A 23737-nucleotide genomic window follows, 5' to 3' on the forward strand; every position below is an offset into this window, starting at 1 on the left:
TTATAAGTTATTTCATAATATATTTAATCTTTACGGCAAAGTTACGGCCCGGGAGAGGACGGTTCAGATCAGAATATACCACACGATCGGTAAGGTTCTTCAGCTTGAACGACAGTGTCCATCGGTTGTTCTCGAAGCTATGCTCTATGCCTGCATCGATGGTGAACGATGTGGGAATCTTACGGTCCTGATACTTGCTCATCTCAAAGTCGTAGAAGTATTCGTGGATATACGATGCGTCGACCATCAGACGGCTGTTCTGTGCTCTGCCGCCGAAGAGATTCTCCTGATGCAGTTCGATGCCGGCATTGGCCAGAAAGTAAGGAATGTTAGGCATACGCTTGTTATACGTCGGGTTGGCTGCTGTTGAACCAATCTCGTTTTTACGTTTGTCTCTAAGGTCCTGATATGTGGCGTTAGCGTAGAAATAAAGGAATGATGTGACATCGCCTTTCACCTCGCCCTCAACACCTTTGGTTACCACCTTGCCGAAGTTGGCATAGCGGGCCATAGATGGTATCATATCTGCCTAATAACGAATCATATCGTCTAGTTGGTTCAAGAAGTAATTTGCCTCAATTTCTATGAATCCGTAGTTGTTGGGATGATGGAACAATAGTCCGGCATTCAACCCCTTGCAGCGTTCTGGTTCCAGATCGGTTGATGGTAGTATGGAGTAGCCGTTACCTGTAAGTTCTTCGGCGGTAGGAATACGTACCTCTGAGCTGAATGATGCCTTGATCATGAGTTCCTTGGTGAGTTTGTAGCGTAGCGCCTCGCTAGCGCCCCAGTAGTTACGACTAAGGCTTATGTCAACAGGGTTGTTGATGTAGGTATGTTCGAGTACCTTGGTACGTGAACTATAGTTGAAATTCTTAAGTGTGGTTGAACTCATGAACTTGCCGCCAAATAGCGTTAGGTCGTACGAAAGTCCAACAGTAAAACTACTCATGCGGCTTGGGAAATTGGTCTGGTAGCCAAAGCTTTTATCCATGAGCTCGTTCTTAGGTTCTTGTCGTGTGTGTGTGTGGCATAGAGGTTTAGGTTAATGGTGTGATGCTCGTTCAACAGGTAGTTCATGTTCAACTTTCCTACCCAGTCGTGTGTGCGGTTGTCGGAGTCGGAGGCATAGTTGCCCTGTTCGCCACCGTAAGGCGACACAGCAGGATAGCGGTTGCCGTCCCAGTCGTAACGATACATCGCCTTGTCCACAAGTCCGTTCTTACCATAGCTATAACATCCGTCGAAGTCGAGACCATCTATCAGGAAATTATCGCGTGCTAGCTTGATGGCAGCAATACCACTTATGCAATGGTTGTATGCCTCGCGAATGTCGCTGTCGATGCCCTGAATCTCTGCTCTGGTGCCTGTAACGATAAACTCGAACTTAGCCTCGTCGAAGTACCATTTAGTGGCTTTAATCGAGCCGCCCACCATCATCTTCTTAAACTGGTCGTGGTCGCGTTTCACCTTGCGATTGTCAAGGTTCTGCAGAGTCATCGTGTAGTTATTGTCTGAGTAAGCCAGGCATCCACCCAGACCAAACTGCAAGCCTGTAGCTGCATTGGTGCGCTTGAAGGCAAAGTTAAGCTTGTGGGTGTTGAACGACGCAAACTCGTAGCTGGCATCCAGATATACGGGTGGATACTCCTTGGTTACTACGTTAACTGCGCCACCTAAAGCCGAACCTCCAAAGCGATAGGGCACTATGCCTTTATAGATTTCAATACGTTCAATCATGTCGGTAGGAATATCGTTAAGCGACATGTAATCGCTAAGTTGTCCGATGGCTGCCTCATCTATATATATGCCCATGCGCTTGCCTTCCAATCCACGTACTGATACACGCGAGGCACTACCAACACCACCTGTGTTGCGTACTGTGATACCAGTGGCATGTGCCAGAACATCGTTGATATTATTAGCAGTACCCTCCAGCTGGCGCTGACCTAACACCGATACTGGCATGCCTACCTCCTGAAGTTTTCTGATTTTACTACGTCCCATCACCTTAACTTCGCGTAGCTCGATTGGGGTTTCTTTTGTAAGTACGCTATCCTCTTCGATATAATATTCTTTGGATAGGACTGGAAGAGAAGCGAACGATGCTAATCCCAATCCTATCAATAATCTTTTTACCATTGTTGATATTGAATGTTAGTTTTTACATTTATTGCATTTCTTTTTGCATTTTCTCTCGCAATAGCGTTCGCACTGGGCGCAGAGATCGTAACCGAGCATCGCACCGAGGATGAAATCCTCCTCGGGCGAAAGCTCGTTTAATGGTCGGGTTACGATTAACCTGATGGCATTGAGACATTCCTTGCGGCCAATATAGAAGTTAAGGTTGTTTTTGCCTGCTGGCTGCAGCACAAAGTCCATATTCTGACTGCACAGGCGCTTCCGTGCACATTCTTCATATTGCTTGGGACATGTGAACAGTACCATCTGGCGTACTCCTTTCTGGAGCTCGTAGATATGATTTGAAAGAACCTTTAACTCTGTTGGCATAATGTCGGTTTGTCTCATATAGCTATCTAGTTTTTATATTTTATAAATTAGGAGATATAGTTGCAATCCAAGCTTCGATACGTGTATCGGTCTTGTCGTCTTCGTTGATGTCGTCGAGTGGAAGTCCGATGAACTTGCCATCAACCAAAGCCTCTGAGTCGTCGAAAGTGTAACCATCGGTCTCAACAGCACCTACAAACTTTGCACCACTGGCCTTGATGCCGTTGTACAACTCGCCGATGCCTCCCACGAAGGTGTCGCTATAGGTAGAACTGTCGCCACAACCAAAGAGGGCGATAGTCTTGCCAGAGAGGTCGGCTCCCTGTAGTACCTTCAGTCCATCGTACCAGTCGTCCTGCAACTCGCCGGCGCCCCAGGTTGAAGTGCCGAGAATCAGGTTCTGGTTGTTGTTAACTACATCGGCAGTAAGGTCTTGTACATTGATGGCCTCACATCCCAACTTTTGTGCTATCTTCTCTGCGATAGCCTCGCATGTTCCTGTAGAGGAACCGTAAACTACAATTGTTGCATTCATTTTTATTATTACTTTTAAATGGCTTAAAAATCCGGGTGCAAAGGTACGGCGATTCCTTCAAGTACACAATACTCAAAAATGGGGCTTTTGTCTGGACTACTTGTTATGGAATTTACAAAACGAATTAATCATTAATAGGTATGTAAACAGATAGCGGATATGACTGTTTACCTATTATTGAACAACTTTTTTTATAAAGTATTTGTTAGATTTGAAATTTTGTGTATATTTGTCGGCATAAAACCTATTACGAAACTAAATATTAATATGAACGCCTATGAAATCGTTGATTAATCGCATTTTGCAAGACGGCCACTGTCTGGACGGTGGCATATTGAAGGTTGACCGTTTTATCAACCACCAGATGGACCCCTACCTGATGAAACAGGTTGCGGTAGAGTTTATGAACCGCTTTGCCAATGAACGGCCTACGAAGATTCTTACCGTCGAGGCCTCAGGCATTGCACCTGCTGTTATGCTTGGCTATCTGATGGAGCTACCTGTGGTATTCGCCAAGAAGAAACAGCCATCTACGATGAACAATTTCTATGTATCAAAGGTGCGCTCGTTTACTAAACAAAGAGACTATACGCTGATTATCAGTAAGGAGTATCTGTCGTCCGATGATCGCGTACTCTTTGTTGATGATTTTCTGGCTTTTGGCAATACCGGTGTTGGTGTGGTTGACCTGTGTAAACAAGCTGGGGCTACACTTATTGGTATGGGATTTATCATTGAGAAGGAATTCCAAGAGGGCCGCAAGGTACTAGCCGAGGCTGGAGTGAAGCACATAGAGAGTTTGGCTATCATTGAGGCATTGGAAAACAACCAGATTAAATTGAAGGGTGTGAAACTCAGAAAAGTGAACATCTACGAGGAGGCTAACCGCTGCTTGCTGTGCCAGGATGCTCCTTGTACCAAGGCTTGTAAGACAGGAGATCCTGCAAGAGCCCTGCGTGCTATCCGCTTTGACAACCACAAACCGGCACTGCGCTGGGTGAAGGATTGCAGCGATGCCGACCTGGAACGGGCAGAACAGGCCTGCATACACTACAACTGGCCTATACGTATAAAAGAGGTGGTACATAGCATACATAAAGACGATGTGGACGACAGCTGTTATCCCGATCTTGGCATCATTTTCTGTGGTATTAAATGCGAGAATCCCTTCTTCCTGGCATCATCTGCTGTTTGCATTAACTACGAGATGGTGGCTAACGCCTTTAAAGCCGGATGGGCTGGCGTATTCTACAAGACCATCTGTATGCAGGAAATCAAAGAGGTGTCGCCACTTTTCGATGCCATGCACAATAATGCTACTCATGGCGATTTCTACGGCTTCCGCAATATGGAGCAGCTGAGCGAGAATCCCGTGGAGGAGGACTTCGACATTCTGCGCCGACTGAAAAAGGACTATCCCACGAAGGTTGTCATTGCCTCGATTATGGGACAGACAGAGGAAGAGTGGATGAAGTTGGCGAAGATGGCTGAAGAGGCAGGCTGCGATGCCGTAGAACTGAACTTCTCGTGTCCGCAGATGAAACATAAAGGCATGGGCAGCGATGTGGGACAGAGCCAAGAGCTGGTGAACTCCTATACCGCCTGCGTAAAAAGTAGTGTGAAGATTCCCGTGATCCCGAAGATGACGCCTAACATCACCCATATCACCGAACCTGCCGAAGCTTGTTTGCAGGCGGGTGCCGATGCCATTTCGGCTATCAACACCATCAAGTCGGTAACGATGGCCTCTGATGCCGAGGTTACCGGCAGGCGTACTATCTCCGGATATTCAGGACGTGCCGTGCGCCCCATAGCCCTGCGCCACATTCTGGAGCTAGCTCAGATGCCTCAGAAGCCCGTTTTGAGTGGAATCGGCGGTATCGAGACGTGGCGGGATGCCTTGGAGTTTATCCAACTGGGCTGTAGTAATGTGCAGGTATGTACTGCTGTTATGCAGTACGGCTATCGCATCATAGACGACCTGATTCTTGGTCTGCAACGCTTTATGGCCAAGCGTGGTGTAAACGAACTGCAGCAGCTGGTTGGCGAGCATCTGCCCAAGTTCCTGAACCCCGATCATCTGGATCGCGACACCATTATCTATCCTAAGTTTGACAAGGAAATGTGTGTAGGTTGCGGGCGTTGTGAAGTGTCGTGTAGCGATGGCGGACATCAGGCTATAGTCTTCGATAGCGAAACCCGTCGTCCTCGTCTTGTGGGAACCAAGTGCGTAGGATGCCACCTCTGTCGCCTGATATGCCCAACGGGGGCCATTTCAGTAACCAAGCGTATTACAAAGAAATGATGAAAAAGGGCGTGCAGATGGCTTATTACTATCATACGATTGCTGGCCCTATTGGTGCCACCCTAGGCTACAGCAACCGCACCAAAGAGCCGTACTTCTTCATTAACCTTGGGTACGAATTCTGATTATTCCACACTAATCTGTAAAATCTTGCTGATGTTGCGTTTCTTATCTGTGACCTTGAGCGTGGCAATGCCTGGAGTCTTGGCAGCACGAACGATGACTACCAACTGACCATTAAACAGCTTCATCGTAGGCTGCTTGAATGGCTCTAGGCTGGTGGCATCGCCATTACATACGGCCTCGAAGCTACCAGCACCTGATACCTCGAACTTCAGCTGATCGCCGGCATCAGGAATCAGGATTCCTTTAGCATCGGTAAGCGATACGGTAACAAATGCCATATCATCGCCATCTGCCTTTAGCTTTGGTGCATCGTGCTGCGTCCAGGTATCGAGCTGTAATGCTGCAGGTTTGCCGGCTGTACAGATTGTCTTCTCGCCAGCCTTGTTGCCCTGGGCATCGTAAACCACCACTTTCAGCTCGCCAGGCTGATATTTTACATCGTTCCAACGCAGACGATAGCGATCTAAGCGGCTGTTGGGGTTCTTGCTGATCTTGCCCTGACTCTTGCCGTTTACAAACAGTTCGGCGGTTGGATAGTCGGTATAGCAATACACAGGTGTTACCTTGCCGCGGCGCTCCTTATCGAAGCTCCAATGCGGTAGCAGATGGATGGTGTGCTGCTGAGTGTTCCAATGGCTGCGATAGAGATAGTAACGATCTTTAGGTAGTCCGGCTAAATCGCAAATGCCGAAGTAACTGCTGCGCGAGGGCCAATACTCATCATAAGGTGTTGGCTCGCCCAGATAATCGTAGCCGGTCCATACAAACTCGCCTATCACCCAAGACTTATCGTCCTGCCATACCCAGTCGTCATCAGGCAGATTGCTCCACGAACAATATTCTACGTCGTAGCTCGAACATTGGCCATCAGCCTTGTCGATAGCTCCAGGAATATAATTGGGCGACCACGAGGCATACAGCGAATTATCGGTAACCTCGACAGGGAACTTATAAACGCCACGTGAGCTGACAGTAGATGCCGTCTCAGAACCCAACAGGAATCCCTGAGGCAGGCGCTCAATGTTCTGCTGATATTTATGTACGCGATAGTTGAAGCCGGGCACATTCATCACCTGTGCGAAACCACCATCGAGCGACTTCTCGGCGTGGTCCATACCCTGAGTAACAGGTCGGGTGGGGTCGAGATTATTGCAGAGTCCCTGCAGGCGGATAGAAATGAGGCGTCCCTCGGCTGAACCCTGCTCTGGAATCTCGTTACCGATGCTCCACATCACGATGCAGGGGTGATTTCGGTTGACAACAATCAGGTTGGTGAGATCCTTCTCGGCCCACTCGTCGAAGAACCGCGCGTAGCCGTTCTTACACTTGGGATATTTCCACATATCGAAACTCTCGGCCATCACCATCATGCCCAGCGAATCGCAGATGTCCATCTGCATCTGCGAGGGCATGTTATGAGATGTGCGGATAGCATCGCAGCCCATGGCCTTCATCATCTTGATCTGGCGGATAAGGGCCGACTTGTTGATGGCTGCACCCAGCGGACCAAGGTCGTGGTGAAGACAAACACCCTTGAGCTTGCGGGTAACGCCATTGAGCTGGAAACCGCCCTCGCGAGAGCACAGAACGGTGCGGATGCCAAACTTCTGCGAAACCTCGTCGACCAGATCGCCTTGCTGATAGAGCCTGATACGTGCCTGATATAAATAAGGTGTTTCGGGTGTCCAGAGTTTAGGATCCTGAACGGTGAGGCGTAGGTTCTTTTCGCCGCGATAGGTGAGGCCAACGCCCTTCTGCTGAGCTACCACACGGCCCTGTGCATCGGTGAGTTCGATGTCAAAGCTATTCTGTTCGTCGATATCGTTGCCGCCAACGGTGATATCCAGCTGAGCCTTGCCTCGGCTGATGTCGGTGGTGCGGATGAAGGTCTTCCAAGGGTCGATGATACTATTGCCTGTAAGAATCAGCTTGACAGGGCGATAGATGCCTGCACCGGGATACCAGCGGCTGCTTTCCTCCAGATTCTGCAAATCTACCTCTAGTAGATTCTCGCCAGCCTTCATATAAGGTGTAATATCTATCTTGAAAGAGTTATAACCATAGGCCCAATAGCCAACCTTTTCGCCGTTAAGATATACCGTAGGTTCGGCCATCGCTCCATCGAACAATAGTTCTGCATGCATCCACTTACGGGGAATGTTGATGGTTCGACGATAGTGCCCCACGCCAATCCAAGGCAGAGCACCGCTGCGGCCACTTTTCTCTGTAGCTTCTGTCTCACCATTCTGCTCGATGGCAACCTTCTGCAAATCCCATTTCTTGTCGAATGGTCCGGCTATTGCCCAATCGTGAGGCACACTTACCGTCTGCCACTTCTTTTTGTCGTGACTAAAGCTCCAATTATCGCTTAAAGTAATCTCCTTTCTGGGTTGCGCCAGCACAGAAAGTGGGGCAACTAAGAGCATCGTTATGAGTTGCTTTTTCATTTCAATTTGTAATTAGTAATCATTATTTTGCTGCAAATTTACTAAAAAATTTCGAAATTGTTGGCTATTTGATAGATTTAATGTATTTTTGCAGCTAAAATTCGCAAACTAAATAAAGGAAAAGAAATGAAACACCAGTTGAGGAGTGCTGTTTGCACCGAAGGCAGAAGAATGGCAGGAGCCCGCGCATTGTGGGTTGCTACGGGTATGAAACACGAGCAGTTTGGTAAGCCAATTATTGCCGTCGTCAACTCGTTTACCCAGTTCGTGCCTGGTCACACACATCTGCACGAGATAGGACAGATAGTACGTGAAGAGATTGAGAAGATGGGCTGTTATGCAGCAGAGTTTAATACGATTGCCATCGACGATGGTATCGCCATGGGGCACGATGGTATGCTGTATTCGCTGCCAAGTCGCGATATCATTGCCGACAGCGTAGAGTATATGGTGAATGCCCACAAGGCCGATGCGATGATCTGCATCTCTAACTGCGACAAGGTGACTCCGGGTATGCTGATGGCATCTATGCGACTGAATATCCCCACGGTGTTCTGCTCTGGCGGACCTATGGAGGCTGGCAAATGGCGCGGCGAGAATGCCGACCTGATTACCGCTATGGTAAAAGGTGCCGACCCCAGCGTGACTGACGAGGAAATGAAGGAGATTGAGGGTTGCGCTTGTCCTGGTTGTGGTAGCTGTTCAGGTATGTTTACCGCCAACTCGATGAACTCACTCACGGAGGCCATCGGTCTCTCTTTGCCCGGCAATGGTACCATCCTGGCTACCCATACTAATCGTATCGAGCTGTTTAAGGCTGCTGCCCGTCAGGTGGTGAAGAACGCCTTTGCCTACTATGAGGATGGTGACGAGAGCGTATTGCCTCGTAACATCGCTACCCGCAAGGCCTTTATGAATGCGATGGCGCTTGATATCGCTATGGGCGGTTCGACAAACACCGTGCTGCACCTGCTGGCAGTAGCTCAGGAGGCTGGTACCGACTTTACGATGAAGGATATCGATGAGTTGAGTCGCCGCGTACCATGTCTGTGCAAACTGGCTCCTAACACTCAGAAGTACTCGGTTCAGGAGTGCGGTCGTGCTGGTGGTATCCTAGGTATCCTCAATGAACTGAATAAAGGGGGCCTGATTGATGGTTCTGCTCCCCGTGTGGACGGCATGACCCTTGGTGAGGCTATGAAGAAATATAGTATTGTAGATGACACTCTTAATGCTGAGGCCGATCGCATCTATCACACCGCTCCTGGCAACCGCTTCTCTACCAAGATGGGATCACAGAGCGAGCAATGGCCTGAGCTCGATACCGACCGCGCCAACGGCTGTATCCGTGACCTGGAGCACGCTTACACCAAGGATGGTGGACTGGCAGTACTCTTTGGAAACATCGCTCAGGATGGTTGCGTAGTGAAGACCGCCGGTGTGGATGAGGCCCTGTGGCACTTCGAGGGCCCAGCCGTGGTGTTCGACTCTCAGGAAGATGCCTGTGAGGGAATCCTTGGCGGTAAGGTGAAGAGTGGCGACTGTGTGGTGATCACTCACGAAGGACCAAAGGGTGGTCCTGGTATGCAGGAGATGCTGTATCCCACCTCTTATATTAAGAGTATGCACTTAGGAAAAGAGTGTGCCCTGATTACCGATGGGCGTTTCTCGGGTGGTACCAGCGGCCTGAGTATTGGACATATCTCGCCCGAGGCAGCCAATGGTGGTAACATCGGCAAGATTAAGGATGGTGATATCATCGTTATTGATATCCCAAGTCGCTCTATCAGCGTGAAACTGAGCGATGAGGAGTTGGCAGCACGCCCACAGCAGCCATTGAAGCGCAACCGCGTGGTTTCAAAAGCCCTGCGTGCTTATGCGCAGAGCGTTAGTTCGGCCGATAAAGGCGGCGTTCGCCTTATCGACTAAGGCTGAAATACTAGATATACTAGAAATGCTAGAGAATTATGTTAAGAGATAGAATTACAGGATCTAAAGCGCTGATGAGAGCGCTGCAGGCTGAGGGCGTAAAAACCATTTTTGGTTACCCTGGCGGCAGCATCATGCCTGTTTACGATGCGCTTTATGATTATACAAGAGGCGAGAAGAAGTGTTTCGACCATATTTTAGTACGTCACGAACAAGGAGCAGCTCACGCTGCTGAGGGCTATGCCCGCGTGAGTGGTGAGGTTGGCGTGGCATTAGTAACTAGTGGCCCAGGTGTTACTAACACCTTGACGGGTATTGCCGATGCTATGCTGGACTCTACACCTATTGTGGTGATAGCTGGTCAGGTGCCCATTGGTGCCCTTGGTACCGATGCCTTCCAGGAGGTTGACCTTGTAGGTGTGTCGCAGCCTATTTCCAAGTGGAGCTACCAGATTCGTCATGCCGAGGATGTGGCGTGGGCAGTGAGCCGTGCGTTTTACATCGCCCGCACAGGTCGTCCTGGTCCTGTGGTGCTCGACTTTGCAAAGAATGCTCAGACGGAGGAAATAGATTGGGAACCCATGAAGTGTAACTTCATTCGTTCGTATGTGCCTTATCCTAAGCTCGATATGAATGCTGTTCAGAAGGCTGCCGAACTGATTAACTCTGCTAAGAAGCCTTTGGCTTTAGTTGGTCAGGGTGTGGAGTTGGGTAATGCCCAGAGCGAACTTATACGTTTCTTGGAGAAGGCCGATATTCCTGCTGGTCGCACCATGTTAGGACTCTCGGCTCTGCCATCTAATCATCCGCTTAATGTGGGTATGCTGGGTATGCATGGTAACTATGCTGTGAATCTGAAAGAGCAGGAGTGCGATGTGCTGATTGCCATCGGTATGCGTTTCTCTGATCGTGTGACGGGTAACCTGAAAACCTACGCCAAACAGGCCAAGGTGATTCATCTGGATATAGACCGAAGTGAGATTGATAAGAACGTGAAGACTACGGTGGCTGTAGTAGCCGACTGTAAGGAATCATTACCAGCTCTGACTGAGCTCATCAATGAGAATAGTCATCAAGGATGGCGTGACTCGTTCCGCGAGCTTGATAAGAAGGAACGCGAAAAAGTGATTGAGCCAGCTATTCATCCTAAGGAGGGCCCACTGCGTATGGGCGAGGTGGTAAATATGGTTGCCGAGAAGAGTGCTGATGATGCTATTCTTGTAACCGATGTTGGTCAGAATCAGTTATTTGCAACACGTTACTTCAAGTATCACCATAAGCGCAGTATCTGTACAAGTGGTGGCTTGGGAACCATGGGCTATGGTCTGCCTGCTGCTATCGGTGCTACCTTCGCTGCTCCAAACCGTCAGGTTTGCTGCTTTATGGGCGATGGCGGTTTCCAGATGTGTATCCAGGAATTGGGTACTATCATGGAGCAGCATGTTCCTGTCAAGATGATTCTGATGAATAACCACTACCTGGGCAATGTTCGCCAGTGGCAGGATATGTTCTGGATGCGACGTAAGTCGTTCACCAAGATGCTCAATCCGTGTTACGAGGCGATAGCTCAGGGTTACGGCATTTCTTATCAGGCTGTGACCAATCGTAAGGATTTGTCTGCAGCTGTTGAGAAGATGCTTACTACTGATGGTCCGTTCCTGCTGGAGTGTGCTATCCTTGAAGAAGATAATGTGCTGCCAATGACACCTCCGGGCATGGATGTAGATAAGATGATGTTGGAGGTTTAATTGATAGTTGACAATTGATAATTGATAGTTGATGGAAAATAGGAAGAATTTATATACATTGCTGGTATATTCGGAGAACGTAGCCGGTATCTTGAATCAGATTACCGCTGTGTTCACCCGTCGCCAGGTCAATATTGAGAGTCTTAACGTGTCGGCATCCAGTATTCCTGGTGTGCATAAGTACACCATCACCGCCTGGAGCGACGAAGACCAGATTTTAAAGATTACCCGTCAGATTGAGAAAAAGATAGATGTGGTAAAGGCTAACTACTTCACCGATGAGCAGTTGTTCATCCGTGAATCGGGTCTTTATAAACTGTCTACCGATAAGGTGCTTGAGAATCCTGAAATCTCTCGTACCATCCGTAGATTCGATGCACATATCATAGAGGTAAACCCTACGTACACCATCGTGATGAAGCATGGTATTACTGAGGATATTATCTCGCTGTTCCGTGCTCTCGACACCTTTGGTTGCGTGCTGCAGTACACCCGCTCAGGACGTATTGCTGTAACTCGTGGCATGCAGGAGCAAGTAAGCGAATTTTTGGAGGAGCGTGAGAATGGATAAAGTAGGAAAATACCAGTTTCTGGCAGAGCCCTTCCATTGCGACTTTTCGCAGCGTCTGTTTATGGGCCATCTGGGCAATCACATGCTGAATGCTGCTGATTTCCATTCAACGGCTCGTGGCTTTGGCATGCAGTATCTGATGACTATTCAGCGTTCGTGGGTGCTTTCGCGCTTAGCTATCGAGATGGATGAGTTGCCGCAGATGTACACCAAGTTTAATATTGAGACATGGGTTGAATCTGCCATGCGATACTTTACTAGTCGTAATTTCCGTGTAGTTGATGACGAGGGCAAGGTGTATGGTTATGGTCGCTCTATCTGGGCAATGATTGATACCGAAAGTCGACAGCCTACCGATATATTTGCTATTGACAACGGTGCCATCAATAACTGGATTGTTAGCGATAAGGATTGTCCCATTGACAAGGGTGGAAGAGTTAAGATGGATGATTCGGCTAAGCTTGTTGCTACTGTCGAGACTAAATACAACGATGTGGATATCAATGGCCACATCAATTCTGTAAAGTATATCGAGCATGTGCTCGATCTTTGGAATCTCGATTGGTATCGTGAGCATACCATCCGTCGTTTTGAGATTGCCTATGTGGCCGAGGCTCATCAGGGCGACACCCTTTCGTTCTACATGATGCAGACTGGTGAGAACGAGTATTGCGTGCGTATCTGTAAGGATGGCGATGTGGAATGTTGCCGCAGTAAAGTGATTTTTAATCAATAGGAAATAGTTTTTTTATGAAAAAGATTTTATTTGCAGCACTTTTTGTGCTCGCTGCTCTGCCTGTTGTGGCTCAGCAAACTCATTTCACCGTTAATGGTACCTCTAGCAAGAATGGCGCTAAGGTGGTTGTTTTTAATAATGCAACCCGTGCTCTGTTAGGCTCAGCAGTTGTAGCCGATGGTAAGTTCGTTATTAGTGGCGATGCCGATAAGAATGCGCTTATGTCGGTAGGCGAGGAGAAGGGATCTTGGATGACTCTCTTCTTCAACGATGGTACACCTGTGAGCGTAAATCTCGACGATAATACCCTTATGGGATCACCTGTAAACGAACGTCTGGTGCGTTACGATCTGGCTTGTGCAAATCCTAACCCTACTGCTGTTGAGAAGATTTTTATGGATGAGCGCAACAACTTTATTCCCGTTGCCTTCATCGAGGAGTATGCCGAGCACTTCGGTATGGAGCGTCTTGATAGTATCGTAAATACAAGCCCTGCTTGGACCTCACATCCTTTGGCTAAGGCTAAGTTACAGTACATTGCTCAGGAGATGGCTATCGAGGCTCAGAAGAAGGCTTTTATCGGTCAGCAGTTCACCGACCTTGAGGAGGCCGATGTCGATGGTAAGATGCATAAACTCAGCGAGTATGTAGGCAAGGGCCGTTGGGTACTAGTGGACTTCTGGGCATCATGGTGTGGTCCCTGTCGCCGTGAGATGCCAAATGTGGTAGCTGCCTATGATAAGTATCATGCCAAAGGTTTTGATGTAGTCGGTCTATCGTTCGACAGCAAGAAAGAAGCTTGGGTTAAGGCTATCGAGCAGCTCAAGATGCCTTGGGTACATCTTTCTGATCTCAAATTCTGGCGTACGGTTGCTTCCGAGGTGTATAGCGTTAACAGTATCCCTGATAACTTACTTATCGACCCGCAGGGTAAGATCGTGGCTCGTGGTCTTCGTGCTGAAGGTCTGCATGCTAAGCTCAAAGAAATATTTGGTGAATAATATTTTGCAATAGTTATAAATAATGTCCATATTTCAACGGCCTGCATGGGTAGTTGTGTTTGCCCTGACGGCTGCTATAGCATGGGGATGGGCATTCCCACTTATCAAAATTGGCTTTAATGCCTTTGGTATTACTGCCGACATGACTGGTAGCAAGATGCTTTTTGCTGGCATCCGTTTTGCTGCAGCAGGCATGATTGTATTGTCGGTGGCTCGTGTCAATGGGCGGTCGTTTAAGGCAAACTGGAGAATAGATTGGAGTTTCATCCTGGCCTTTGCGCTGATGAACACCACACTTCACTATTTCTTCTTTTATATTGGCATGTCACATAGCGAAGGCTCAAGAGCTGCTATCCTTAATTCGTTGAGCACATTCCTTGTGGTATTACTGGCCTGTGCTTGTTTTAAGAGCGACAAGCTTACGTCACGTAAGATTCTTGGTTGTGTCGTTGGATTCAGCGGCATTTTGGCTTTGAATCTTGGAGGTGCTGAAAGCGGATTATTTACGTTGTTGGGCGATGGTATGATAATACTTAATGCCATTTGTGGAGCACTTTCTAACCTGATGACCAGAGGACTAAGCCGTAGGGTAGATGTGTTTGTTGGTACGGGCTATAGTTTATCTATCGGAGGATTGTTGCTTGTTGCTTTAGGATTGATTCTTGGTGGAACTCTGCCAAATATCAATTTGCTTGGCATTATTTGTCTCGTCTTGTTAATAGCTATCTCTGCTATCGGATTCGCACTCTACAACAAACTGCTCAGTTGCAATCCGGTGGGAAAGGTTGCCATTTACAATTCGCTGATTCCAATAGTAGGTGCTGTTACCTCGTGTCTTTGTCTCGGAGAGACCTTCCATTTGAAATATGCACTCGCTGGAGGTCTTGCTGCACTTGGCATTTATATAATCAATAAAGGGAAGAATTAGTATGACTAAGGAATAAAAACAAAGAGAGGCGAGCATTCACTGCTAGCCTCTCCCGTAAAAAACTAAATTAATCAACCATAAACCTTAACCATTAAAAATCGGGTGCAAAGGTACATATTTAAAATGATATACGTGCAACAATGGTGTATTATTAACAATATTTATATTTTATATTAATTGCATATTAATACCTAAACACCAAACAAGCCCAATCGTGATCTTGAATCTGTGATTTAAGAGAAATACCTAAGTTCTCAGCTTTCTCGACGAGTAGGGGAATGTCGGCTGTATAGAAGCCGCTCAGGATGAGTATGGAGCCCTGATGCATCTTGTTTACGAAACGTGGCATGTCTGACAAAAGTATATTACGGTTGATATTTGCCATGATTAAATCGAAATCGCCATCGATAGTGTCGATAATGCTTGCATCGCCTAACAGTGATGTAAAGTGATTGTCTACTCGATTGATGACTGCATTGTGGCGGGCATTGTCGACACTCCACTCGTCAATGTCGTAGCCTATAGCCTCAGCTGCGCCATACTTGAGGGCGGCGATAGAGAGAATGCCGGTACCTGTACCGCAATCTAACACTCGGGCTCCTTTTGCGTATTGTTCTATCTGTGAACAAATCATTCTTGTAGTTTCGTGCGTACCGGTGCCGAAGGCGAGTTTAGCATCAATTTCTATCGAGATTCCACTTTTACATTCAGGTAGATGGCGTCCGTCGTGTATCACTAATTTTCCATCGGCGATTATGATGGGATCAAATCCTTCTTGTTCCCACTGTTCGTTCCAGTCGCGATCTTCGGCTTCACGTACATTATATATTATACGAGTGCCTTCGAACGGGAAATCTTCAATACAACTGCGCAGAGTCTCTTCGTCGAACAGATTCTGTTGAACATATCCCTTAATACCGGTTTCTGTTTCCTCGAAAGTTTCAAAACCTGCCTCGCCAGCAAGTGCTGCAAGCAGATCGGTAGCATCAGCCGATAGGGGCGAAATGGTGAATTCTACTTCAAAATACTTCATATTTTAGTTAATTTTTGAGGCAAAATTACAAAAAATAGGGAAAATCCTATCAAAAGTTAGGGTTTTTCCCTAATTTTGCACTAAAATTCGTTGTATTTTTGCAGCGTGAATCATTAAAACGTATAAGAAGATGAAGAAACTGTTATTAATTTCAATGCTGATCGGAGCCATGCCTCTGGCAATGATGGCTCAGGATGACGATCTCTACTTTGTACCGAAAAAGAAAAAGGCACAAGTTGAGAAGGTGAAGGAATACACCCCCATGGTGGCTCCACAGCCTAAAGCCGAGAGCAGCTATGAGGTGATAGACGGTGATACGAGCAAACTAGACGTAATCGACTTCACAGAAGGAAGAGGTGTTTATCCATCAGATACATTAGAAACTGAGGACTATGCCTTGACCAAGAAGATGATGCGTTTTGACGACTACGAAGTAAGCGACAACTCTGCTTTCTGGGCAGGATATAATGCTGGTAGAAGCAGTATGTTTGCGTGGCACTCACCTTGGTATTATAGCCGCTACGGATTTGGCTGGTACGATCCCTGGTATTCGCCTTGGTATTACGGCTCATGGTATAGCCCCTATTATTATAGCTGGTATGATCCCTGGTACTATGGATGGTATGACCCATTCTACACTTCATGGGGATGGCCATATTACGGATATTATAGCTGGTACTCGCCATATTGGTACGGTGGATACTATCCTTATTATCCACATTATCCTGGCGGAGGTGGTCATCATATCGCTTACCGAGGAACAGGCAATGCAGGTACTATAGATGTTCACGGACGTACTGACTATCGCTCAGCACATCGTAATACAGTATCCACCAATAGTCAGCGTATGGGCAGCTTGAGAGATAGGGCTAGCAGCATGAGTGGAAATCGTGTGTATAATAACAATGGAAGCAATAGTAATAGCCAGCGAGTAGGTCGCCGTACAATCGATAACGGAAACGTTTATAACAACTCATCACGTTCTTCGTCTACCTATAGCAGTCCGTCGCGCTCCTCGTCAAGTAGTAGTGGTAGCTTCGGTGGCGGTGGACGTTCTGGCGGCGGCTTCAGCGGTGGTGGCAGAAGTGGCGGCGGAAGCGGTGGCGGAAGCCATATGGGCGGACGTCGTTAACGGATTGATATAATGTTTTTTTGAAAATATAGAATATTATGAAGAAGATTATTATTGCAGCTATGGCCTTGGCATTAGTATTGCCGGCAGCTGCACAGGATACATATGAAAGCGCCCGTCTATTGGGCAGCGATTTGAATGGAACAGCCCGATATGTGGGTATGGGAGGAGCAATGGAAGCACTGGGTGCTGATATTTCCACCATGAGTACAAACCCGGCTGGTATAGGCCTTTTCCGTCACTCCAATGTTAGTACGAGTTTTGGTTTTGTGTCGCAGGCAGATGCAAAGGAGTTTGACGGACTGAGTAAGACCAATATGAGTTTTGATCAGATAGGATTTGTTTACTCTGCTAAAGTCAGCCCTACATCGTTTGTAAACGTTGGATTCAACTACCATAAGAGTAAGAACTTCGACCAGATCCTTTCGGCAGCAAACTCTTTGAGTGGTTGTTCGCAGAACGGCCTGACTTATGTGAAAGGTCTGAGGGGAACAGAATATAATGGTGGTTACACTCTTGATTATAATAAGGATAAATATATTATGGGGTGGGATGGAGATCCTAACAAAGTAAGCAATCCTTATCGTTCGTACTGCTTCAATGAGGCCGACTATATGAATGCCAATTCTCTTATGCTTACAGAGATTTTTGATGGTCAGGGTAAGTTCCTGGATTGGAGTATTGATTATCTTGATGCAAACAGATATTCATTTGACAGAGCACACAGAGGCTGGATAGCCGATTTCGACTTCAACCTGAGCGGGAACTACAATGACCGTTTCTTCTGGGGTCTGACTGTTGGCGTGAAAGATGTTCGTTATAAGGGCTATTCTGAGTATGCCGAATCGTTAGTGATGCATGATCAACAGGGTAAAGAAGTAAGTGCAGGTTCTGTAGCTATTGGCGACGAGCGCAAGATAAAAGGTAATGGTGTTGACATAAAACTTGGATTCATTGTTCGCCCATTAGAGGAGTCGCCATTCAGAATAGGTGCATATGTACATACTCCAACATGGTATCAGCTTACAACGAGCAATTCGTCACAATTGTTGAATAATGCATTTGACTACAATAACAAGCCGATTGGAGCATATGATGATTGTTCTAGCGCTCAAGAATACGAATTTTCATTCCACACACCTTGGAAGTTCGGTTTGAGTCTGGGTACAACAGTAGGCACACAGCTGGCACTCGGTGCAGGATTCGAATATACGGACTATAGTGCTAGTCAGAATCGCATAATCGACGGTTACGACTATTATGACAATGCTCAGACATCAAAAGATGTTCAAATGAAGTATAACACCGAGAAGTCGCTGAAGGGTGTTTCTACATTCAAAGCAGGCCTGGAGTATAAGCCTGTACCAGAAGTTGCTCTGCGATTGGGTTATAACTACTTGACCAGCGGTTACAAGACTGAAGGTGTGCGCGATATGACTGTTGACAGCCCAGGTACCATGTATGCTTCGACAACCGACTATGTGAATTGGAAGGATACTCAGCGCCTGACCTGTGGTGTAGGTTTCAAGGTTGGTAAGATGAACATCGATCTGGCCTACCAGTTGAGCAAGACTGATGGTGATTTCCATCCTTTCCAGCAGTATGAATCAGGTATTAATACAGGTATTGCAAAAGTTACTAATAAGCGTAATCAGGCATTGTTGACACTGGGATACACCTTCTGATAACTATCAAAATTGAAAAGTGATTGAATAAAAATACGGCTTATGCAAATTAAGCCGTATTTTTTTGGCTGTTTGCGAAAATAGTAGTACCTTTGCCGAAGATAGTAAAATATCGCATCACTGAAAATCGTAAAATTGTAAAATAGTAAAATAGTAAAATGAAAAAGCTTTTATTGGGAGATGAGGCTATTGCTCAAGGCGCTATCGATGCAGGCTTGAGTGGTGTATATGCCTATCCCGGCACTCCATCAACGGAGATTACGGAGTATATCCAGGAGTCACCTATTGCCAAGGAGCGCAACATTCATCGCCGTTGGAGTACTAACGAGAAGACGGCTATGGAGGCTGCATTAGGTATGTCGTATATGGGCAAGAGGGCACTGGTGTGTATGAAACATGTGGGACTGAACGTTTGTGCCGACCCATTCGTTAACTCGGCTATGACGGGTACTAATGGTGGAGTAGTGGTGTTGGTGGCCGACGACCCATCAATGCATTCATCGCAGGACGAGCAGGATTCGCGTTTCTATGCTAAGTTCGCCATGATTCCTACACTAGAGCCCAGCAGTCAGCAGGAAGCCTACGATATGATGCAGGAAGCTTTCGATCTGAGCGAGCAGCTACATTTGCCTATACTAATGCGTGTTACAACACGTATGGCCCATAGTCGTGCCGTAGTAGATGTGAAGGAAGAGTCTCGTCCCCAAAACGAGCTTAACTACAATGCTCAGGCTTCTAACTGGGTACTATTGCCTGCTTTTGCACGCAAGCGTAATGTGGTAGTAACAGGTCAGCAGCCCTTGTTAGAGCAGATGGCCGTAGATAGCAAATATAATAAGTATATCGATGGTACCGATCATAAGCTTGGTGTTATTGCCAGCGGTATAGCCTATAACTATCTGATGGAGTGCTATCCTGAGGGTTGTCTGTTCCCTGTACTTAAGATTTCTCAGTATCCTATCCCCAAGAAACTCATCCGTCGCATGACTGACGATTGCGAGCAGGTGCTGATAGCCGAGGAGGGGCAGCCATTTATCGAGGATCAGGTTCGTGGTGTGATGCCTGGTAATGCTGTTATTAAGGGAAGACTGACAGGCGAACTGCCTCGTACAGGCGAGCTGAATCCTGACTTCTTGAAGAAAGCCTTAGGTATTGAGAGCAGCGAGAGCTATGCTCCATGTGAGGATGTAACTCCACGTCCACCCGCACTCTGTCAGGGTTGTGGACACCGTGATGTTTATACCGCTCTGAACGAGGTGCTGAAGGAGTATCCAAATGCACGTGTTTTTGGTGATATCGGTTGCTATACACTAGGATTCCTTCCTCCATACAAAGCTATCCACAGCTGTGTTGATATGGGTGCTTCTATCACGATGGCTAAGGGTGCCAGCGACGCTGGTCAGTGGCCTGCTGTTGCTATTATCGGCGACTCAACCTTTACCCACAGCGGTATGACAGGTCTGCTTGATGCTATCAACGAGAATGCCGACATCACTGTTATCATCAGCGATAACCTGACAACTGCTATGACTGGCGGACAGGATTCGGCTGGTACTAACAAGTTCGAGGCTATCTGTAAGGGTCTAGGACTTTCGGAGGATCACCTGAAGGTGGTAAATCCTATACCAAAGAATATGCCAGAGATAACTGCAACCATTCGCGAGGAGATTAACTATCACGGAGTAAGTGTTATCATCCCGCGTCGTGAGTGTATGCAGACTTTGCAGCGCCACCTGAAGCAGAAAAAGGCTGCGGCTAAATAGTGAAATAGTGAAATGGTCAAATACTGAAATAAAACAATGAAGACAGATATAATACTTTGTGGAGTAGGAGGTCAGGGAATCCTTTCAATTGCTACCATCATTGGCGAGGCTGCCATGAAGGAGAACCTCTATATCAAACAGGCCGAGGTACACGGAATGAGTCAGCGTGGTGGCGATGTTCAGAGTAATCTGCGAATATCGAGCAATCCCATCAATAGCGATTTGATTCCTCTAGGTGGTGCAGATGTTATCATCTCGATGGAGCCAATGGAGGCCCTGCGATATTTGCCATTCTTGGCTAAGGATGGGTGGATTATTACTTCGAGCGCTCCTTTCGTAAACATTCCTAACTATCCTGATATTGAGACGATTAAGAAGGATTTAGAGAATGTAAAGAATGTGATTGTTCTCGATATTGAGCAGGCAGCTAAAGATAATGGTGTGCCACGTAGTGCTAATGTTATCCTTCTAGGTGCTGCTCAGAAGGCATTAGGTATTGAGTACGATAAACTTGAGGATGCTATCCGTCGTGTTTTTGCCCGTAAAGGCGATGCTATTGTAGATGCAAACATCAAAGCATTAGCCATTGGCCGTGCAGCTCAGAAGTAAAATTCTAAATATTCAAATTGTCCAATGGTAGAGACTCCAATTAAGAGAGAAATAGTAGACGGACTTGTAGCTGAGTTGGGAATCGAGGATTTTGCAAAGGCTACAATCCGCGAGGTAAAGCAGGTAGCTGCTAAAGCCGAGAAAGCCAGTGGGGTAGAGTTCATCAAAATGGAGATGGGTATTCCTGGTCTGCCCGCCGCACAGGTAGGTGTTGATGCCCAGATTAAAGCTTTGCAGGACGGTATCGCCCATAGCTATCCTGATATTCAGGGAACACCAGCCCTTAAAGAGGCAGCATCGCAGTTTGTGAAGGCCTTCATCGGCATCGATATCAAGCCCGAAGGGTGTGTACCTGTAAGCGGTTCTATGCAAGGAACATTCGCTAGCTTCCTTACTTGTTCGCAATGTGATAAGAAAAAGGATACTGTACTCTTTATAGATCCAGGTTTCCCCGTGCAAAAAATGCAGCTGCAGGTGATGGGCGTTAAGTATAAGACATTTGATGTTTACGATTATCGTGGTGATAAGCTCCAGGCTAAGCTTGAGAGTTATCTCAACGAAGGTAACATCTGTGCAATCGTTTACTCTAACCCCAATAACCCATCATGGATCTGTCTTCGTGAGGAAGAATTAAAGGTTATTGGCGATCTGGCCACAAAGTACGATGTGGTAGTGATGGAAGATCTGGCTTATTTCGCAATGGATTTCCGTAAAGACCTGTCTACACCGTTTCAGGCTCCTTATCAAGCCACTGTGGCTCGCTATACCGATAACTACATGTTGCTGATTAGTGGTTCAAAAGCTTTCAGTTATGCTGGCGAGCGAATCGGCGTAACCTGCATCAGCAATAAATTGTTCCACCGTCATTTCAACGATTTGTCGGAGCGTTATCAGGGTTTGCCTTTTGGTCCTGTTTTCTCAACACGTATGCTTTATGCCTTAAGTTCAGGTACCAGTCATAGTGCTCAGTTTGCGATGGCTGCAATGCTGAAGGCTGCTTACGAGGGTAAGTATGATTTCCGTAAGGAGATTAGTATTTATGGTGAGCGTGCCAAGAAGTTGAAGGAGATATTCTGCCGCCATAACTTCTATGTGGTTTACGATAAGGACCTCGATGAACCGATAGCCGACGGATTCTATTTTACAATAGGTTATCCGGGTATGACGTCAGGCCAATTGGCTCACGAGCTGATGTATTATGGTGTTTCTGCTATCTGTCTGATAACCTGCGGATCCGAACAGGAGGGATTGCGAGTATGTACATCATTTATTGAAGACCACCAGTACGATATGCTGGAAGAACGAATGAAGATATTCGAAATCAATAATCCCAGATAATAAATAATGCCCTTCGCAATTGCGAGGGGCTTATTATTTGTTAGTCATTACTCATATCGACAGCGGTAAACTTAAAGTCTGTTTCAGCTAAGTTCCTGACATCGTATGGTTTCTTGCTCTTTACAAGATATTTATTCTTCATTTTGATATATTTCTTTTCGAGCTTCTTGCGGTCTACATTTGCTATTACCACGCAAGTGCGGTTAGGCATCTGGCGCTGCTGGGCAAAGAAATCGCGTAGCTGGTATGAGTATTGATTTCTACCAGAAAGCATCTTTTTCTTTTTGGTAACCCAAACGCTGTCAATTTCCTGTATGTTAGTGAAATATACTGTAGAATCATTAAACGAAGCTACAAATCCGAACATATACGCATGGGGAACTTTTACATCTTGAGCCGACACATTGTTACTGCCGAATGCCATCAGCGAGATGGCGAGAGTGAGGTGTTTAAATAATTTCATTTATCCTAAATATGTCTTTAAAAATTTATTCGTCTTACTATTCCTTAATTTTCGGATAGCCTTTTCTTTTATTTGTCGTACGCGTTCGCGTGTTAGTCCAAACTTAGAACCAATCTCTTCGAGCGTAAGTTCTGGCTGGTTTATACCGTATGATGCCTCAACCACATTGCGCTCGCGCTCGTTCAGAGCATTCAGCGCTGTCTGTATCTCAGATCTAAGCGACTCTTCAACCAGCGAGTTGTCGGCCATCGGAGCATCAGTATTTGCCATTACGTCGAGCAGACTGTTGTCTTCGCCCTCCACAAACGGGGCATCAACACTTATCTGGTGTCCGTTGATGTTCATTGCCTCGTCTATCTTATCCTGAGGCAGATCTACCTTCTCGGCAATCTCATCAACCGATGGACGGCGCTCGTTAAGTTGCTCAAAGCGATTTATCTCTCGATTTATCTTGTTGACCGATCCTACCTGATTAAGAGGCAGGCGTACGATACGGCTCTGTTCTGAGATGGCCTGCAGAATACTCTGCCTAATCCACCATACAGCATACGAGATAAACTTGAATCCACGTGTCTCGTCGAAACGCTCTGCTGCTTTCAGCAGTCCCAGGTTACCCTCGTTAATCAGATCGGGTAGCGACAGTCCCTGATTCTGATATTGTTTAGCCACAGAAACCACGAAACGAAGATTAGCCTTCGTCAGACGTTCAAGCGCTTTCTGGTCGCCCTTTTTGATGCGCTGTGCCAGTTCAACTTCTTCTTCAGCCGAGATCATTGTTTCCTTGCTGATTTCCTGCAGATACTTCTCAAGAGCAGCACTCTCTCGGTTGGTTATAGATTTAGTGATCTTTAGTTGTCTCATCGTGGTAATATTTTTT

19 protein-coding genes and 2 pseudogenes are annotated in these 23737 nt (G+C 46.7%); 14 read left to right on the forward strand and 7 right to left on the reverse strand.

All coding sequences use genetic code 11. The annotated features are described in order from the left end of the window. Positions 1-7 precede the first annotated feature (7 nt). The 3 genes and pseudogenes from BUB86_RS14160 to fldA form a co-directional block, all read right to left on the reverse strand. Positions 8-2142 (reverse strand): annotated as a pseudogene (locus BUB86_RS14160) (TonB-dependent receptor). 15 nt (positions 2143-2157) lie between these two features. Then, positions 2158-2529: a DUF2023 family protein gene (locus BUB86_RS14165; protein ID WP_073210666.1), complete on the reverse strand. Its 372-nt coding sequence runs from the start codon at positions 2527-2529 to the stop codon at positions 2158-2160. A gap of 22 nt (positions 2530-2551) precedes the next feature. After that, entirely contained in the window at positions 2552-3046 is a 495-nt protein-coding gene (fldA, locus tag BUB86_RS14170; protein ID WP_073210668.1) for a flavodoxin FldA, read from the reverse strand. A 277-nt stretch (positions 3047-3323) separates the two neighbouring features. On the opposite strand from fldA, the pseudogene xpt reads away from it, so the two are divergent. The 3 genes and pseudogenes from xpt to BUB86_RS18060 all read left to right on the forward strand — a co-directional run. Continuing rightward, positions 3324-3890: pseudogene (gene xpt, locus BUB86_RS17735) on the forward strand (xanthine phosphoribosyltransferase); the annotation flags it as partial. A gap of 18 nt (positions 3891-3908) precedes the next feature. Continuing rightward, positions 3909-5351 carry an NAD-dependent dihydropyrimidine dehydrogenase subunit PreA gene (gene preA, locus BUB86_RS14175; RefSeq protein WP_410543948.1) on the forward strand — a complete coding sequence of 481 codons (1443 nt, stop codon included), beginning with the start codon at positions 3909-3911 and terminating at the stop codon, positions 5349-5351. After that, positions 5348-5476: a hypothetical protein gene (locus tag BUB86_RS18060; protein ID WP_254795181.1), complete on the forward strand. Its 129-nt coding sequence runs from the start codon at positions 5348-5350 to the stop codon at positions 5474-5476. Before preA ends, BUB86_RS18060 begins: the two co-directional genes overlap by 4 nt. Here the strand turns inward: BUB86_RS18060 and BUB86_RS14180 are convergent, their stop codons facing one another. After that, on the reverse strand, positions 5477-7924 hold the full coding sequence (locus BUB86_RS14180; protein WP_073210672.1) for a DUF4982 domain-containing protein: 2448 nt from the start codon (positions 7922-7924) through the stop codon (positions 5477-5479). A gap of 126 nt (positions 7925-8050) precedes the next feature. Here BUB86_RS14180 and ilvD point away from each other — a divergent pair, with 126 nt between their 5' ends. The 6 genes from ilvD to BUB86_RS14210 are packed head-to-tail and all read left to right on the forward strand — an operon-like array spanning position 8051 to position 14837. Continuing rightward, the gene (gene ilvD, locus BUB86_RS14185; protein WP_073210675.1) at positions 8051-9853 is read left to right on the forward strand and encodes a dihydroxy-acid dehydratase; all 1803 of its coding nucleotides are present in this window, start codon (positions 8051-8053) and stop codon (positions 9851-9853) included. A 38-nt stretch (positions 9854-9891) separates the two neighbouring features. Beyond that, entirely contained in the window at positions 9892-11601 is a 1710-nt protein-coding gene (gene ilvB / locus BUB86_RS14190) for a biosynthetic-type acetolactate synthase large subunit (protein ID WP_073210676.1), read from the forward strand. Between the two features lie 31 nt (positions 11602-11632). Beyond that, positions 11633-12172, forward strand: a complete 540-nt coding sequence (ilvN, locus tag BUB86_RS14195) for an acetolactate synthase small subunit (protein ID WP_073210678.1) — start codon at positions 11633-11635, stop codon at positions 12170-12172. Next, positions 12165-12908 carry an acyl-[acyl-carrier-protein] thioesterase gene (locus BUB86_RS14200; RefSeq protein ID WP_073210680.1) on the forward strand — a complete coding sequence of 248 codons (744 nt, stop codon included), beginning with the start codon at positions 12165-12167 and terminating at the stop codon, positions 12906-12908. Before ilvN ends, BUB86_RS14200 begins: the two co-directional genes overlap by 8 nt. A gap of 14 nt (positions 12909-12922) precedes the next feature. After that, on the forward strand, positions 12923-13909 hold the full coding sequence (locus BUB86_RS14205; protein ID WP_073210682.1) for a TlpA disulfide reductase family protein: 987 nt from the start codon (positions 12923-12925) through the stop codon (positions 13907-13909). Positions 13910-13931: 22 nt separating this feature from the next. Then, a complete protein-coding gene (locus BUB86_RS14210) occupies positions 13932-14837 on the forward strand; it encodes a DMT family transporter (RefSeq protein WP_073210685.1) in 906 nt (301 codons plus the stop codon). A 184-nt stretch (positions 14838-15021) separates the two neighbouring features. Here the strand turns inward: BUB86_RS14210 and prmA are convergent, their stop codons facing one another. Then, a complete protein-coding gene (gene prmA / locus BUB86_RS14215; protein ID WP_073210687.1) occupies positions 15022-15870 on the reverse strand; it encodes a 50S ribosomal protein L11 methyltransferase in 849 nt (282 codons plus the stop codon). A 130-nt stretch (positions 15871-16000) separates the two neighbouring features. Here prmA and BUB86_RS14220 point away from each other — a divergent pair, with 130 nt between their 5' ends. The 5 genes from BUB86_RS14220 to BUB86_RS14240 all read left to right on the forward strand — a co-directional run bounded on the left by BUB86_RS14220 (position 16001) and on the right by BUB86_RS14240 (position 22397). Then, complete coding sequence (locus BUB86_RS14220) at positions 16001-17002, forward strand: hypothetical protein (protein WP_073210689.1); 1002 nt, start codon at positions 16001-16003, stop codon at positions 17000-17002. A 38-nt stretch (positions 17003-17040) separates the two neighbouring features. Next, entirely contained in the window at positions 17041-18687 is a 1647-nt protein-coding gene (locus BUB86_RS14225; RefSeq protein WP_073210691.1) for an OmpP1/FadL family transporter, read from the forward strand. A 158-nt stretch (positions 18688-18845) separates the two neighbouring features. After that, positions 18846-20450 carry a thiamine pyrophosphate-dependent enzyme gene (locus tag BUB86_RS14230; protein WP_073210693.1) on the forward strand — a complete coding sequence of 535 codons (1605 nt, stop codon included), beginning with the start codon at positions 18846-18848 and terminating at the stop codon, positions 20448-20450. Between the two features lie 36 nt (positions 20451-20486). After that, positions 20487-21059 (forward strand): indolepyruvate oxidoreductase subunit beta, encoded by a 573-nt coding sequence (locus BUB86_RS14235; RefSeq protein WP_073210695.1) that lies wholly within the window; start codon positions 20487-20489, stop codon positions 21057-21059. A 24-nt stretch (positions 21060-21083) separates the two neighbouring features. Further along, entirely contained in the window at positions 21084-22397 is a 1314-nt protein-coding gene (locus tag BUB86_RS14240) for a pyridoxal phosphate-dependent aminotransferase (RefSeq protein WP_073210697.1), read from the forward strand. 40 nt (positions 22398-22437) lie between these two features. On the opposite strand, the gene BUB86_RS14245 is transcribed toward BUB86_RS14240, so the two are convergent. Together BUB86_RS14245 and BUB86_RS14250 are read right to left on the reverse strand one after the other, a co-directional pair. Next, a complete protein-coding gene (locus BUB86_RS14245; protein WP_073210699.1) occupies positions 22438-22860 on the reverse strand; it encodes a hypothetical protein in 423 nt (140 codons plus the stop codon). Beyond that, positions 22861-23721 carry an RNA polymerase sigma factor RpoD/SigA gene (locus tag BUB86_RS14250; RefSeq protein ID WP_073210701.1) on the reverse strand — a complete coding sequence of 287 codons (861 nt, stop codon included), beginning with the start codon at positions 23719-23721 and terminating at the stop codon, positions 22861-22863. Positions 23722-23737 lie beyond the last annotated feature (16 nt).

The organism is Xylanibacter ruminicola (genome assembly GCF_900142525.1).
Classification (GTDB): Bacteria; Bacteroidota; Bacteroidia; order Bacteroidales; family Bacteroidaceae; genus Prevotella; species Prevotella ruminicola_A.